This window comes from Corynebacterium sp., assembly GCF_052107835.1.
Taxonomy (GTDB): Bacteria; Actinomycetota; Actinomycetes; order Mycobacteriales; family Mycobacteriaceae; genus Corynebacterium.
Map to the genome: position 1 here is coordinate 16,180 of NZ_JBQEDF010000016.1, position 15,483 is coordinate 31,662.

The 15,483-nt window shown below is 67.4% G+C and carries 14 protein-coding genes; 5 read left to right on the forward strand and 9 right to left on the reverse strand.

What is annotated here, in order from left to right; all coding sequences use genetic code 11:
• Positions 1-14 precede the first annotated feature (14 nt).
• Together ACTIL2_RS06065 and ACTIL2_RS06070 are read left to right on the forward strand one after the other, a co-directional pair.
• Positions 15-350, forward strand: a complete 336-nt coding sequence (locus ACTIL2_RS06065) for a hypothetical protein (RefSeq protein WP_442336552.1) — start codon at positions 15-17, stop codon at positions 348-350.
• A gap of 20 nt (positions 351-370) precedes the next feature.
• Positions 371-946: a GNAT family N-acetyltransferase gene (locus ACTIL2_RS06070; protein ID WP_442336553.1), complete on the forward strand. Its 576-nt coding sequence runs from the start codon at positions 371-373 to the stop codon at positions 944-946.
• 341 nt (positions 947-1,287) lie between these two features.
• On the opposite strand, the gene ACTIL2_RS06075 is transcribed toward ACTIL2_RS06070, so the two are convergent.
• The 4 genes from ACTIL2_RS06075 to ACTIL2_RS06090 form a co-directional block, all read right to left on the reverse strand.
• Positions 1,288-3,141 carry an ABC transporter ATP-binding protein gene (locus tag ACTIL2_RS06075; RefSeq protein WP_442336554.1) on the reverse strand — a complete coding sequence of 618 codons (1,854 nt, stop codon included), beginning with the start codon at positions 3,139-3,141 and terminating at the stop codon, positions 1,288-1,290.
• Positions 3,138-4,895: an ABC transporter ATP-binding protein gene (locus ACTIL2_RS06080; RefSeq protein ID WP_442336555.1), complete on the reverse strand. Its 1,758-nt coding sequence runs from the start codon at positions 4,893-4,895 to the stop codon at positions 3,138-3,140. The genes ACTIL2_RS06075 and ACTIL2_RS06080 overlap by 4 nt, the downstream gene beginning before the upstream one ends.
• A gap of 62 nt (positions 4,896-4,957) precedes the next feature.
• A complete protein-coding gene (locus ACTIL2_RS06085) occupies positions 4,958-5,953 on the reverse strand; it encodes an ABC transporter substrate-binding protein (RefSeq protein ID WP_442336556.1) in 996 nt (331 codons plus the stop codon).
• Positions 5,954-6,082: 129 nt separating this feature from the next.
• Complete coding sequence (locus ACTIL2_RS06090) at positions 6,083-6,982, reverse strand: sucrase ferredoxin (protein ID WP_442336557.1); 900 nt, start codon at positions 6,980-6,982, stop codon at positions 6,083-6,085.
• Between the two features lie 81 nt (positions 6,983-7,063).
• Between ACTIL2_RS06090 and ACTIL2_RS06095 the strand changes: the two genes are divergently transcribed.
• Complete coding sequence (locus ACTIL2_RS06095) at positions 7,064-7,882, forward strand: cutinase family protein (RefSeq protein WP_442336558.1); 819 nt, start codon at positions 7,064-7,066, stop codon at positions 7,880-7,882.
• A gap of 132 nt (positions 7,883-8,014) precedes the next feature.
• Here ACTIL2_RS06095 and deoC read toward each other — a convergent pair whose 3' ends face one another.
• On the reverse strand, positions 8,015-8,692 hold the full coding sequence (deoC, locus tag ACTIL2_RS06100) for a deoxyribose-phosphate aldolase (protein WP_442336559.1): 678 nt from the start codon (positions 8,690-8,692) through the stop codon (positions 8,015-8,017).
• A gap of 4 nt (positions 8,693-8,696) precedes the next feature.
• Entirely contained in the window at positions 8,697-10,007 is a 1,311-nt protein-coding gene (locus ACTIL2_RS06105) for a thymidine phosphorylase (RefSeq protein WP_442336560.1), read from the reverse strand.
• 120 nt (positions 10,008-10,127) lie between these two features.
• Here ACTIL2_RS06105 and ACTIL2_RS06110 point away from each other — a divergent pair, with 120 nt between their 5' ends.
• The gene (locus ACTIL2_RS06110; protein ID WP_442336561.1) at positions 10,128-10,574 is read left to right on the forward strand and encodes a cytidine deaminase; all 447 of its coding nucleotides are present in this window, start codon (positions 10,128-10,130) and stop codon (positions 10,572-10,574) included.
• Positions 10,574-11,791, forward strand: coding sequence for a NupC/NupG family nucleoside CNT transporter (locus ACTIL2_RS06115; RefSeq protein WP_442336562.1), 1,218 nt, complete (start codon positions 10,574-10,576; stop codon positions 11,789-11,791). The genes ACTIL2_RS06110 and ACTIL2_RS06115 overlap by 1 nt, the downstream gene beginning before the upstream one ends.
• 9 nt (positions 11,792-11,800) lie before the next feature.
• Here ACTIL2_RS06115 and ACTIL2_RS06120 read toward each other — a convergent pair whose 3' ends face one another.
• The 3 genes from ACTIL2_RS06120 to ACTIL2_RS06130 form a co-directional block, all read right to left on the reverse strand.
• Complete coding sequence (locus ACTIL2_RS06120) at positions 11,801-12,673, reverse strand: hypothetical protein (protein WP_442336563.1); 873 nt, start codon at positions 12,671-12,673, stop codon at positions 11,801-11,803.
• 81 nt (positions 12,674-12,754) lie between these two features.
• Complete coding sequence (locus ACTIL2_RS06125) at positions 12,755-13,318, reverse strand: NADPH-dependent FMN reductase (RefSeq protein ID WP_442336564.1); 564 nt, start codon at positions 13,316-13,318, stop codon at positions 12,755-12,757.
• Between the two features lie 62 nt (positions 13,319-13,380).
• On the reverse strand, positions 13,381-15,453 hold the full coding sequence (locus tag ACTIL2_RS06130) for an OPT family oligopeptide transporter (protein ID WP_442336565.1): 2,073 nt from the start codon (positions 15,451-15,453) through the stop codon (positions 13,381-13,383).
• Positions 15,454-15,483: the final 30 nt, after the last annotated feature.

Here is a 15,483-nt window from a genome sequence, read left to right on the forward strand (position 1 = left end):
GCTACGGTGGAACCATGACCACCACATCGCCACACCCCACGCACATTCCACGCCGGACTCGCCCGCGTGCCAGGCGCTCTGGTATCGCCGCACTCACCCTCGCCGCGGGCCTCGCAGTGTCCGCCGGCACTGGCACCGCAGCCGCCGACTCCGCTGACCTCCCACCGGGCACCCCGCAGCAGGTCGGGGACGCTATCGCCGACTCCACCGAATACGCCGGATACGTCGCTGGCAGCGTCGAGGCCTTCTTCCAGCTGCCGCCCGCCGAAGCCATCGGCGGCAGTGCTGCCGCCGGGTCAATCGCCCTGTGCCTTCTGCTCCCCGTCCCGGGCGACACCTGCGTGATCTAACCCTGGGTAAACTCTCGGGAATGGAACTGGTCGTTCGCGCGCATAACGAACTCACCGAGCGTGACCTGGAACTCCTCCAGGGTCTCTTCGACCGTGAGTACCTTGCCCGGTTCGGCCCGTGGGACCCGGATGCACCCTACGGATACTCGCCAGCGGATGTGCACATTATCGCCTACGCGTCCGGTGATTCCACACCGCACGCAGCGATCCACGGTCAAGCACGTTTCCAACGGCGCCGCATCGCCGTTGGTGATCGGGCCGTCACAGTGGCCGGAACGGGCGGAGTTCTCGTCGCACCGGAAGCCAGGGGGACCGGGCTCGGCCATCAACTCATGAACCGTGCGCTGGACGCCATGGTGGACGCCACTGCTATCACGGACATCGAGTACGGGTACCTCGGATGTAGTCCTGAGGTGGTCCCCTTCTACGAGTCCTCGGGATGGCACAGAATCCATGCCCGCGAGCGGCATACCTCCCGCCTCGAGCCAACCACGATCATCGACGAGACACACTCGCCGATCCTCATTTGTCCGGCAGGACGCAGCGTGGATGAGTGGCCATGCGGCGACATCGACCTCCACGGAACCCCGTGGTGATCTCCTCATAACCCGACCACATGGAAGGTCCCAAAATGCACTACAGGATGTTGAACACGTAATCGGTCAGCTGGCCGTTCTGGAATCTCGCAGCCCGGTACAACGGTGTTCTGGTCACCTTGGACGAGAAGATTGGACACGGCCTCACCGGCGGAGACCGCAGATTCGTCCATGCTCTACGAGCACAGCACGATCGACCGGCCAATTGACCTCACCACCAGTCCCCTGAACACCTACTGGTGTGCCATACCGCAGGGATCCATCACCGAATCACGTTGCGACTGGCAACGGATCCCGAAATCCGTGATGAATTCCGCCCCGCCGCAGAGCCTACACAGCACCTACACCGCTCCGCCGGCGGCGAACTGGCTGCGGTACAGCTCGGCGTAGGAACCGTCGGCGGCCAGCAGCTCCTCGTGCGAACCCTGCTCCACAATCGCACCGTCGACCATCACCAGGATCCGGTCGGCGTCACGGATCGTGGACAGCCGGTGCGCGATCACGAACGACGTCCGCTGCGCACGGATCGCATTCATCGCCTTCTGCACCAGCACCTCGGTACGGGTGTCCACCGAGGACGTCGCCTCGTCCAGGATCAGAATCTCCGGGGCCGCCAGGAACGCACGCGCAATGGTGATCAACTGCCGCTCACCAGCGGACACCGAACCGCCGTCCTGGTCAATGACCGTGTCGTAGCCCTCCGGCAACGAGTGGACGAAACGGTCCACGTACGCCGCCGTCGCCGCTTCGATCACCTCATCATCGGTGGCGTCCAGGCGCCCGTAACGGATGTTCTCCATGATCGGGCCATCGAACAACACCGCATCCTGCAGCACCATGCCGGTCCGGGCACGCAGGTCGGCCCGCGTCATCTCACGGGTGTCCACACCGTCGACCAGGATCGAACCACCGGTGACCTCGTAGAACCTCATCACCAGGTTGACCATCGTGGTCTTGCCCGCTCCGGTCGGCCCCACGATCGCGACCGTCTGACCGGGCAGCACGTCCAGGTCCAGCCCGGAGATCAGCGGCGCGTCCTGCGAGTAGCTGAAGGAGACGTCGCGGAACTCCACCCGGCCGCGCTTCTGCCCGGCCAACGCTGGCGTGGCAGAGGAGTCCACCGCATCAGGCTCCTCGACGTCCGCGTCCAGCAGCTCGAAGACACGCTCGGCCGAGGCCACACCGGACTGCACCATCGTCATCATCCCGGCGAGCTCGCCGAGCGGCTGGTTGAACTCACGCGAGTACTGGATGAACGCGGTCACCGCACCCAGCGTCATCTGCCCGTTCGTGACCCGCAGCGCACCGACCACGGCGATGACCACGTAGGCGGCGTAGTTCATGAACTGCATCAACGGCATCATCATGCCGGACAGGAACTGCGCCTTCGCACTCGCGCGGTACAGCTCCTCGTTGTGCTCGTCGTAGGCGGCGGCCATGTCGTCCTGCCGGCCGTAGGCGACCACCAGGTCATGCCCGGTGAACGACTCCTCGACATGGGCGTTGACCCTGCCGGTGTTCGCCCACTGCGCGGCGTACTGCTTCTGCGCCTTCGTGCCCACGATCGCCACCAGGATCGCGGTGATCGGCAACGCCACCAACGCCAGCAGGGCGAGCTGCCAGGACACGGTGAACATCATCACCGTGACACCCAGCAGCATCAGGATCGAGTACACGAAACTGGCCAGCGCCTGCTGCAGGGCCTGCTGCACATTGTCGATGTCGTTGGTGGTCCGCGACAGGATGTCGCCCTTCTTCTGCGAGTCGTAGTAGCGCAGGGGAAGGTGGTGGACCTTGTGCTCTACATCGCGGCGCAGGTTCAGGACCACGTCGACCACGATCCGGTTCAGGATGAACCCCTGCGCCCAGTCGAAGACCGACGCAATCAGGTACATGCCGAGCACCGCGCCGATCAGGGTGCCCAGCCGGGTGAAGTCGATGGCGGCCTCCCCGGCGGGGACATCACCGTTCCACTGGGCGACGACGCCGTTGTAGATCACGTCGACGGCATCACCCAGCACCTTCGGCGCGTACACGGACAGCGCCACACAGATGAACAGCAGGACGAAGACCCAGACCATCCCGACCTTGCGGGAGGCCATCAGGCCGATCAGCCGCAGCATCGACGGCCAGAAGGCCTTCGCCGAGCGCGGGGCGGACTCGTCGCCGCGGTCGACGAACTCTTCATCGCTCATCGCTTCGCCTCCATCTGGGACTCGACGATCTCGCGGTAGGTCCCACTGGATTCCAGCAGCTCCCCATGGGTGCCCCGGGCAACGATGCGTCCCGCCTCGAGCACCAGGATCTGGTCCGCCTCACGGACCGTGGAGATCCGCTGGGCGACGGTGACGACCGCGGCGTCCTCCACGGTGGGACGCAGCGCGTGGCGCAATGCCGCATCGGTGCGGACGTCCAGCGCGGAGAAGGAGTCGTCGAAGACGAACACCGTGGGACGTGCCACCAGGGCTCGGGCGATGCACAACCGTTGGCGCTGGCCACCGGAGACATCCGTACCGCCCTGGGCGATCGGCGACTCCAGACCGGCCTTCTCCCCGGCACCCCGGTGCCTCACGAAATCCTCGCCCTGGGCCACGCGCAGCGCGTCCCACAGTTCCGCGTCGCTGGCGTCGGAGTTGCCGAAACGCAGGTTGGACGCCACCGTCCCGGAGAACAGGTACGCCTTCTGCGGCACCAGGCCGACCCGGCGCGCCAGGTCCTTCCGCGGCATCGTGGACACGGCGGTGTCGTCGATGAACACCTCGCCGTCCGTCGGCGCGAACAAGCGGGGGATCAGGTTGACCAGCGTGGACTTCCCCGACCCGGTCGCCCCGATGATCGCGGTCGTCTGACCGGGACGCACGGTGAACGAGATGTCCTGCAGCACCGGCTCATCTGCGCCCGGGTAGGTGAACGAGACATTGCGGAACTCCAGCTCGCCCGTGGCATGATCCGGTGACTCGGGTTCCACCGAGGGATCGGCCTCCGGCTCGATGATCGACGGCTCGTGCCCGATGACCGTGCCGATGCGCCGGGCGCACACCATCGCGCGCGGCAGCATCATCACCATGAACGAGACCATCATCACCGCCACCAGGATCTGCAGCAGGTACTGCATGAACGCGGTCAGGGAGCCGACCTCCATCGCGCCGTCCTCCACACGGTGACCGCCGAACCACAGCACCGCCGCCGTCGCTGCATGCAGGATGACCATAATCACCGGACCGACCAGCACGAACACCCGTCCAACGCGCTCCGCGACCCACGCGACGGCCTTGTTCGCGGTCTCGAACCGCCGGGTCTCGAATGTCTCGCGGACGAACGCGCGGATCACCCGGATGCCGGTGATCTGCTCGCGCATCACCCCGTTGATCGCGTCGATGCGCTCCTGCATCACACCGAACAGCGGGATCAGCTTCGCGACCATGACACCGACCACGACCAGCAGCACCAGCACGGACACCCAGACGAGCCAGGACAGTCCGGCGTCCTCGCGCAGGGCCATGATGATGCCGCCGATGCACATGATCGGCATGGTCACCATGAAGCTCAGCCCCATGACGTAGACCACCTGGACCTGCTGCACGTCATTGGTGCCGCGGGTGATCAGGGTGGGTACGCCGAAGGTGCCCATGTCCTGGGCACTGAAGCGGTCCACACTGCGGTAGACGTCGCGGCGGATGTCGCGTCCGACGGCCATCGCCAGCCGTGCGGCGCACCACACCGCGCCAATGGCCGTGACGACCTGCACCAGGGCCACACCCATCATGATGCCGCCGGTGGACCAGATGTAGCCGATGTCACCGGTGGACACACCCCGGTCGATGATGTCGGCGTTGAGACGGGGGAGGTAGAGCGTCGCGAGGGTGGAGACGCTCTGCAGGACGAGGACCGCGATCAGCAGCCCGGGGTATGGGCGCGTGTACGCGCCCAGGAGTCGGAGCAGTTGCACGCGGACTATCCTAGGCGAATAGCCTCTGACCTGCCAGGAAGTCAGTCCTCACCATACGGTGTTCAATCGCCCAGGTTCTCCTCGATGTCGTCGAGCACCCCGTGGGCGGCAATGTAGCCCGCAGCATTCCACAGGTCGTAGTCGACGGTGTACACGGCGTCGTTGCCCACGGCGTCCAAACTCCCCCACAGCGGCGAGTCCTCCGCCTCGGACAGCAGATCCGTACCCTCCTGGTTCGACTGCGCGATGGAGTACGCGAACATCGCGTCCCCGTCGGCGTCGGTGAGGTTCTCGAGGCTGACCGGGATGTAGCCCGAGCCCTCCTCCTCGACGTCCTGTTTCCCGGGGCGGGCCAGACCGACATCGGCGACCACCATGCCGGTGAAGGAGTTCTGCACCTCCAGCCGCAGTTCCTCGTCGTGGAAGCGCACCACACTGGTCTCGATGTCGGACGGCTCGGTGCCGGTAGCGGAGATCGAGTCGGCGACCTCCCCGGCCCGGGCACTGTAGCCGTCCTCGACCTGCGTCGCTGCGTCCTCGGCGCCCAGGACTTCGGCGACGTCGGTGAGGTGCTGTTTCCAGGCGTGCGTCCCGTCCCATTCCAGGATGACGGTCGGGGCGATCAGGTCGAGGTCGTCAAAGAGCTCCTCGTGGACGGAACTGCCGATGATCAGGTCGGGGTCCGCGTTGGCGATCTTCTCCAGGTCCGGCTCAGTGGACTCGCCGACATGGTCGAGCTCCCCGATGTCGACGCCCTCGGGGTACTCGATGCCCTCCAGTGGCTCGGTGTTGTGCGCGTAGGCCTGCGGTGGTTCGTCCAACGCGAACATCGCCGAGAGGGTCGGCGCCCACAGGCTGACCACGTTCTCCGGGTCGACGGGAACCTCCGTCTCCCCGGCGACGTGGCTGACGGTGCGGGTATCGCTGCCACTGTCCCCCTCACCGCTGTCGCCGCCGTCGTCGCCCGAGCCGCAGGACGCGGCGAACAGCAGGACCCCGGCCGACAGCAGTGCCGTGAGCGGGCGGATGGTTGTCCGGGCAGTGGTGCGGGGTGTCATGGTGGCCTCCGGAATCGGCAGTGAGTGTGGTTAACCTACCATTGCTCCCGCGCGCCCGGCAGGCGGTACGCACAGTCGGATCTGAGTAGATGCTCCGAACGATTCTGGCCCCCGGATCGTTCGGAGCATCTACTCAGATCCCGTGTCCCTCCACCCGCTGACCGTCCACACCCTCCGGACGATCGGCTGCGAGTCCGGAGCGCAGCCGTTGACCACCATCTCCGGGTAATCCCCGCGGACCAGGTCGACCGTGCACGGGACTCCACGCACCGACAGGGTGACCGTGGAGACCACCTCCCGTTCGTCCACCACGGTGACCTCCACGTCATCGACCCCGGTCAACCCCCTCGCCTCCCGCACCGCAATGTCCGCGACCTGCGCACTGTTGGGGATACCGGACAATCCCCGCAGGTTGCCGGGCTGAAGGCGGCCGTCCGTGTAGGCGAGTGCCGCGTCCACCGCGGTCCCCGGGTTCAGGCGCCCGAAGAAGTAGCCGTGCGGGAAGGCGACCATGGCGGCGGCGAAGCGGTCGCCGCCGATGTGCGTGATCTCCCAGACGTCCAGGCCGGCCGCGTCCACGGCACGGACCACGGGACGTCCGAACTCCGCGCAGCAGATCTCGCGCTTGCCGTGGGTGCAGACCACGAACAGTGGCCCGGTGTGCACCTCCCCCACCGTGGCGAGGTCGAGGTCCCGCAGGTCGTCGTAGGAATCCAGGACGATCCGCCGCATACGGGGCTGCGGGCCCGCGGTGACGGTGAATGCGTGCGGACGCTCCACCGTCCGTGCCCCGGGGCGCCGGATCAGGGTCACGCGAATCCCGGGGGTGCGGGCGCGGATGTTCTCCAGCAGGTCCGCATCCAGGACGTCCTCCACGGCCCTCGACGGCCAGGGACCGGGGTGCTCGATGAGCAGCCACCGGTCACGGGTGTAGGCGGTGCCGGCCAGGGGCTCCGCGGAGGCCTGGGACAGCACCGTGCAGGCGCCCGCCCTCTTCGACGGCCCGGTGCCGGTGATCGCGCTGGTCATTGTGACCAGTGTCGCGGGCGCGCCGGTGCCGGCGCAAGGGGTGCAGTCTGCATGGTGGTCCGGTCACTTTAGGATGTAGCCATGTCCCAGGAGCGCAGCGGAACGTGGAAGATCGTGCTCATCGTCGGTGCGGTGGTCCTCATTGCGGCGATCGCACTTGCGGTCACCCTGATCATCGGCGGCGATGACGACACCGACACGGATGCCTCGCGCTGCGCCGATGTCGAGTTCATCGGCGCGGCCGGTTCCGGCCAGCGCGAGGCCGACGGGGAGGATGCGGAGCTCCCGTACAGCGGTGTCGGAGAGATCGTGGAGCAGACCTACAACAACCTCTCCACGGACGTCCCCTCCGACCTGAGTCTGAATCTCCGCGCCGTCGACTACCCGGCCCTGTCCGTTCCGCAGGGGTTCAACCAGTCCGAGTGGGAGGACTTCCTGCACTCCGCTGCCCTCGGTGCGGATGCCGCCGGGGAGCTGATCACCAGCACAATCTCGGAGTGCCCGGACGCGCAGATCGTGGTCGCCGGCTACTCGCAGGGAGCCATGGCGGTGCGTCGGGCGCTGATGGAACTGGGGCCCACCGAACAGGTCACGGGCGGCGTCCTCATCGGCGACGGCGACAAGATGCCGGACGACAACGTCACCACCGTCCCCGGGTACGGGACCGATGACCGGGAGGGAATTGCCCAGGAGGTCCTGGAGCTGGGGTTCGACACCGGCACGACCAGGGACGTCCTCCCCGACTTCTGGCAGGACCGGATCCTGTCGGCCTGCCAGGCCGGCGACCTGGTCTGCGCACCGACCTCCCTCGGCGACAGCATCGATGTCACCGCGCACGCGAACTACGACGCCGATGACTGGCGCGACTTCCTGCCCGACCTCGTGGCCGGGCAGGAGTGACACAGGGGAATCACACCGCCGCCGATGTCCGTGGACGTCCCGCACGGCACTGACCTGCACTTCCCACGATGTGGGAACCTGCCCCGGTGTGAAAATGTCCCCGCACCCCGGACCGCCCGGACCGTGACCGGGTCAGTCCCCCGCGGTCCCCGGCGATTCGGCGGCCTCCGCAAGGATCGCCGCCGACGCCGACAGGCCCAGGCGTGTGGCACCCGCGGCGATCATCCTCTCCGCCGCCTCCAGCGACCGGATCCCGCCGGACGCCTTGATCCCCAAACGCCCACCGACGGTCTGATGCATCAGCCGGACGGCATGCACGCTCGCCCCGCCCGCCGGGTGGAAGCCGGTGGACGTCTTCACGAAGTCGGCACCCGCCTTCTCCGCGGACTCGCAGGCCGACACGATCTCCGCATCACCCAGGGCTGCGGACTCGATGATCACCTTCAGCACACCGGGCTTGGGCACGGCCCCCCGGACGGCCTCGATCTCCCTGGTCAGGTCATCGAAACGGCCTTCCTTCGCCAGGGCGATGTTGATGACCATGTCGACCTCACCGGCACCGTCGCTCACGGCCCGCGCCGCCTCCGCCGACTTCACCTCGGCCTTGACCGCGCCCGACGGGAACCCGACGACGGTGGCCACGTGCACCCCGTCCGGCACGTCGACCGGCAGGTGCGAGGGGGACACACAGATCGAGTACGTGCCCAACTCCCCCGCCTCCGCGGCCAGAGCCGAGACGTCCGCGGCCGTGGCCTCGGGCTTCAGCAGGGTGTGGTCGATCAACTTCGCGAGGTCGTCGCGGTTCGTCATGCTGCTATCCAATCCTGTCCAGAATCACGGAGTCGCGCACCGGCGCGTCGTCGGCACCCGGTGCATCCTTGTCCACCGAGTATCCCGGAGAAAGCACCTCGAGTGCACGCCCGAACCGTTCAGGGGTGTCCGTGTGCAAGGTGAACAGCTTCTGACCTGCATTGACCTTCTCCCCCTTCACCGCGTGCATCTCGATGCCGGCCACCGCCTGCACCGGATCCTCCCTGCGGGCGCGTCCCGCACCCAGGCGCCAGGACGCGACACCGAACGCCAGGGCATCCGTCCCGGTCAACCACCCGTCCTGCTGCGCGACCACGTCATGGGTGTGTGCGGCGACGGGCAGCTCCGCATCCGGGTCGCCGCCCTGGGCGCGGATCATCGCCTTCCACGTGTCCATCGCCCGGCCGTCGGCCAGCGCGGTCTCCACATCGGGGTCGTTGACGCCGGAGGCGGTGAGCATCTCCCGGGTCAGCGCGCACGTCAGTTCCACCACATCGGGCGGGCCGCCGCCGGCCAGTACCTCCACCGACTCGCGGACCTCCAGCGCATTGCCGATCGTCCGACCCAGCGGCACCGACATGTCCGTGAGCAGCGCGGACGTGGCGACCCCGGCGTCCTGCCCGAGAGCGACCATCGTTTCGGCGAGTTCCCGGGCGTCCCCGAGATCCGTCATGAACGCCCCGGAGCCGACCTTCACGTCCAGCACCAGCGACGCGGTACCCTCCGCGATCTTCTTCGACATGATCGAACTGGCGATCAAGGGGATGCAATCGACGGTGGCGGTGATGTCCCGCAGCGCGTAGAGCTTCTTGTCCGCCGGAGCCAGACCGGACCCCGCCGCGCAGATCACGCAGCCGGGATCCCCGAGGATCTCCGTGAGCTGCGCATTCGACAGGTCCGCCCGCCAGCCGGGAATGGACTCGAGCTTGTCCAGGGTGCCGCCAGTGTGCCCCAGCCCGCGTCCGGACAGCTGCGGCACGGCAACCCCGTAGGACGCCACGAGCGGCGCGAGCGGCAGGGTGATCTTGTCGCCCACCCCGCCGGTCGAGTGTTTGTCCGCGGTGACCCGCGACAGGTGGCTGAAGTCCATCCTCTCCCCGGAAGCGATCATCGCCGCCGTCCACCGGGCGATCTCCGCACGGTCCATGCCCCGCAGGAAGATGGCCATGGCCAGGGCGGACATCTGTTCCTCGGCCACCACGCCGCGGGTGTAGGCGTCCACCACCCAGTCGATCTGGCCGTCGGTGAACACTCCCCCGTCCCGCTTGGTCCTGATCACGTCAACGACATCGAACTTCTCTGCTGCAGCACCCATGGGGGCGGCCCTCCTGTGTGGCGTATCTATTGCCGGAACCTACCGGACTCATTATGATCACCGGGAAATCCACCGTCAACGACCGATGGTGGTTCTCCACAACCCCAAGGATGTGCTGCCATGCAGGATCCGGTCCCCGACACCTCCGGCATCTCCGACGCCGGCCTCCTCTCCCAGTCGCGCGATGCAGCCCACCGTGCCTACGCCCCGTACTCCGGCTTCCCGGTCGGCGCCGCTCTCCTCCTCGACGACGGACGGGTGGTGACCGGCTGCAACGTGGAGAACGCGTCCTACGGCCTGGGTATCTGCGCCGAACGCACCGCCGTGACCCGCATGATCGCCGGGCAGGACAGTCCGCAGGACGCACCGGCCACGCCGCACATCCTCGCCGTCGCGATCACCGGGTTGAAGGCCGCGCCCTGTTTCCCCTGTGGTGCGTGCCGCCAGGTCCTCCACGAATTCGGCTGCGAGCGGGTCATCGTCGAGACTGCGGCCGGTTCAGGCGACACCGCGTCCTACCCCTTCGACGAGATCCTCCCGCACTCCTTCGGACCCGGTGATCTGTGATGGACCGCCTCCAGGGGGTCCTCGGGATCCTGGTGATCGCCGGAATCATCTTCCTTGTCTCCCGTGCCCGCCGGCAGATCCGCTGGCGCACCCTGGGTGTGGGGCTGGCCCTCCAGGTCGCGTTCGCGCTGCTGGTCCTGAAGTGGGACGTGGGCTTCCAGGTGCTGGTCAACGTCTCGGAGGGGGTGGAGAAACTCTCCGAGTTCACGAACGAGGGCACGTCCTTCGTCTTCGGCGACCTGTTCGGGATGGAGGACGGGGACTTCGTCTTCGCCTTCAACGTGCTACCGGTGATCATCGTGCTCGGCGCGATCATCGCCGCCCTGTACTACCTCCGCGTGATCCAGTACATCGTCCACTACCTCGGCTCGGCCATCAACTACCTGATGGGGACGTCGAAGGTGGAGTCCGTGTTCGCCTCCACGGTGATCTTCCTGGGCCAGGCCGAGGCACCGCTGGTGATCTCCCCGTACCTGCCGAAGCTCACGAAATCCGAGCTGTTCACCTGCATGACCGGCGGCTTCGCCTCAGTGGCGGGCTCCACCCTGCTGGGCTATGCCTTGCTCGGCGCACCGCTGGAGTTCCTGCTCGCCGCGTCCATCATGAACGCGCCCGGCTCGCTGCTGGTGGCCAAGGGGCTGATGCCGGAGACCGAGAAATCCCAGGTGGACGCCACCGTCAAGGAGGTGCGCGACACCGAGTCGAAGAACATCATCGACGCGATCGGCAAGGGGGCGATGTCCGGCGGGAAGATCGCCGTGACCATCGGTTGCCTGCTGATCGCCTTCATCGCGATCATCGCGATGCTGTCCGCGATCCTGGGCGGCGTCGGCGGCTGGTTCGGCCAGGACAACTGGTCGCTGGAGGGCCTTTTCGGCATCATCTTCGGCCCGCTGGCCTGGCTGATCGGCGTGCCGTGGCACGACGCCATGCAGGTCGGCAGCTTCATCGCGGAGAAGACGATCATCAACGAGTTCGTGGGCTTCACCTCCTTCAGCGAGGTGGTGGACGACCTCGACCCGAAGTCGGTGATGCTGTCGACCTTCGCGCTGGCCGGCTTCGCGAACCTGAGCTCCATCGCGATCCAGATCGGTGCGATCGGAGGCTTGGCCCCGGAACGCCGGGCGGACGTGGCCAAGATGGGGCCGTTCGCCCTGCTGGGAGGGTTCCTGACGAATATGCTCAATGCCGCGATCGTCGGCGTTGTCGCGTTCTAGGGGCAGGACCTACAGCTGAGCGGCGAGCATCGGGGCCGCGGTGACCGGGTCGACGCCGGCGGCACGCAGGGCATCGACCGCGCCCTGGGGGTTGGACGCGAACTGGTCGGCCGTCGCGCGGTCGATGCCCATCCGCTCAGCGGCGGCGACGGTCGCCGCCGGATCCGCGGCCAGCTGGTCAGCGGTGCCCGGGTCAACACCGGCGCCGACAAGTGCGGCGTGGATCGCGGGATCACCGGCAGGGGCGGGCGGCGGGGCCGGCGCGGGTTCGGGTGCCGCCTCGGGTTCGGGGGCAGGCTCCGGGGCGGGCTCGCCCTCGGGTGCGGGGGCGTCCTGCGGTGCGGGGGCTCCCTCGGGGGCTTCGGCATCCCCTGCCCCGGGATCACCGCCGCACAGCGGGGGAATCCGGTCCGGGGCGACGTTCTCCACCAGGGTGCACGCCCACTGCCGCGACAGTTTCCACTGCTCGTCCTGCTCCACGAACTCGACGTTCTCCACCACGTTCGGATCCTCCCCGGGCAGGGTCAGGTTCATCGTGGCCAGGGCGATCTCGGGCGTGTCGCCGGGCAGGACGGGGTCGACGACCTCGAACTCCGCCCCGGACTCCTGCTTCGAGGTGGTCATCACCTCGAACAGTTCAGCGGCCTGCTCACCGTCCTCGACGGTGTCGACCTTCTCCCCGGTCGGGACCTGCGGATCCACCGCGCGGTCCAGGATCACGGCCAGGTCCGCGGCCGTCGGCAGCGCGTCCTGCTCCCCGGTGGTCGCGGGGGCCGATTCGGAGGAGACGGGTGTTGCGGTGCCGGACGTCGCGTCCGACCCATCGTCCGGGGAGCACGCCGTCACCACCAGTGCGGCCGAGACCGCGAGGGCGGCGGCCACGGACCTTGTACGACAGTGGGTGAAACGGAGATTTCTCACAGGACACACTTTCTTCTCGGAAATGTTCCCCGTGAGTGTAACTTACTTCGCGAGATTCTCCCGGATGCCCTTGAATCCCTCGGACCACGCCAGCAGGGTCTTCAGCAGGGACGGGAAGGTTCCGCTGGAGACGTCCTGCGGGGTGAACTCACCGTCGGTGAAATCGGTGAACAGAGAGAAGGAGGCGGTGTCGCGGACGGTCACCGCACCGAAGTTCGCGAAGGTCACACGCCACGCCTCGATGGCGCGCACGCCCTTGTCCGCCCCGTAGGACGCGAAGGCGATCGGCTTATTGGCGAACTCGGATCCGACGAAGTCGATGGCGTTCTTCAGCGGGCCGGGCACGCTGTGGTTGTACTCCGGGGTGACCACGATGTAGCCGTCGAAGGGCTCCAGGGCGGCACCCCAGGCCTTGGTGTGGTCGTTGGCGTACTGGTGGGCGCCGCCGGGGATCGGCTCGTCCAGGACCGGGAGGTCGTAGTCACCGAAGTTGACGACCGTGTTGTCCACCCCCGCCTCGTCGAGCTGCGCCTTGACCCAGGCGACGACCTGGGGGTTGAGGGCTCCGGGGCGGGTGGATCCGGCGATGATTCCGATGCTGGTCATGAGGGGCTCCTTAAGGAAGTGAGGGAATACAACGACCTCACCGAGCCTACATCAGTGACGCATCAACTATCTGACCGGTCCGGCACCCCGTCGGCGTCCTTCGCGGCGGCCGTCCGCACCGACCTGGCCTGCACCCACCGGTACAGCCCCAGGATGATCCCGACGAACACCAGCGCACCGACCCACTGGGACGCCCCGGCCCACCCCGCGGGCATGAACCCGAGCGCCTCGGAATCGCCGGTACCTGCGATGATGCCCGCATTGAGCACGCCGAACAGACTCTCGCCGACGATCAGCCCGGTAGCACCGAGCACACCGAGCCGCTTGGCCGACTCCGGGTGGCCGCGCTTGTCCGCCCACCGGTTGTAGAACCAGCCGGCGAACGCACCCAGCGGAATGATCAGCGTGAGCGAAATCGGCAGGTACATGCCCATGCCGACCGCCAGGGGCGGCAGGGCGAAACGTCCGCCGGAACGGAAACGCAGCGCCTCGTCCACCAGGATGATGCCGACACCGATCAGCGCGCCGAGGCCGATGAGCCCCCAGTCCAGCGAGTCGCCGAAGATCCCCTCGGCGACCGACGACAGCAGACCAGCCTGCGGGGCGGCCAGGGCGTCCGGCCCGGCACCGGGGGCGCCGACGAAGCCGAAGGCCTCGGCCATCAGGCCCATCACCGGCGGGATGATCAGCGAGCCGAAGATCACGCCGATGATCAGCGCGGTCTGCTGCTTCCACGGGGTGGCGCCGACCAGCTGGCCGGTCTTGAGGTCCTGGAGGTTGTCGTTCGAGATCGTGGCCACGCCGAAGATGACCGCGGCCGTGAACAGGGTGTACGCCACCAGGGCCATCGGGTCACCACCGTCGTCGTTGCCGGTGACAAGCTTGATCAGCAGAGCGGCCAGCAGGACCACGATCACGCCGACGCCGGAGATCGGGCTGTTGGACGACCCGATCAGTCCGGCCATGTAACCGCACACCGCGGCAATGACCAGACCCAGGATCAGCACGAAGAGGATGCTGAAGATGATCAGCGAGGTGGTGTGGTGGCTCACGCCCGTATCGGACAGGAAGGACCACAGCAGTCCGCCGATCGGCACCATCAGCACGATGATGGAGGTCACCACGATGCTGACCGGGATGTCGCGCTCGGTCAGCGTGATCTCGCGGCCCTCCTTGCGGGCGCGGGACGCCGCCAGCGACGCGGTGATGCCCCGCACCACCGGGCCGATGATCTTGATCAGCGTCCAGATCGCGGCGATGGCCATTGCACCGGCGCCGACGAAGCGGACGTCGCCGGAGAACGTGGAGTCCACGATCTCGGAGATGTCGCCGGTACCGGGCAGGTCACCGCTGGTGAACACCGGGAGCAGGACGCCGAAGGAGATGACAAGGCCCACGATCATCGCGATGCCGACCATGGGACCGACCAGGTGACCGACGCCGATCAGGGCGAGAGACAGGCTGGAACCGACCATGGTGCCGCCCGCCCCGACCTTGAAGGTGGTCGCGAGTTCCCCGGCGGTCACCTTGAATGCGGTGAGCAGGGCCATCCCGGCAGAGGCGAGTCCGCCGACCACGATGGCCATCAGGCCGTCCCGGTTGTCGCGGTCCTTGGCGTCGCCGTCGCCGACCTTGAGCACCTCGGCGGCCGCGACACCCTCGGGGAAGGGCAGGTCTTCGGATTTCCTCGCGGCCTTGCCGTCCCCCTTGTCCGCGTCGTTCCCGGTGTTGTTGGTGACCAGCGCGCGGCGCAGCGGGATGGAGTACATCACGCCGAGGACTCCGCCGATGAGGCAGACCAGCATGGTCGTCCAGTAGGGGAAGCCGGTCCACCAGCCGATCATGATCAGCCCGGGAAGCACGAAGATGATCGCCGACAGGGTGCCGGCGGCCGAGGCGATCGTCTGGACGATGTTGTTCTCGGTGATGGAGTGGTGGGCGAACCTGCGGAGGATCGCCATGGAGATCACGGCGGCGGGGATGGACGTGGCGAAGGTCAGTCCGACCTTCAGTCCCAGGTAGACGTTCGCGGCGGTGAACACCAGGGTGATCAGGCCACCGAGGATCACCGCCCGCAGGGTGAGTTCCCGCAGGGGTGTGCGGGAGGGGGAATCGGGAGAGGTTGTCGTAGCCACAGCGGGCTCTCTTTCCGGTTGGCGGACGGC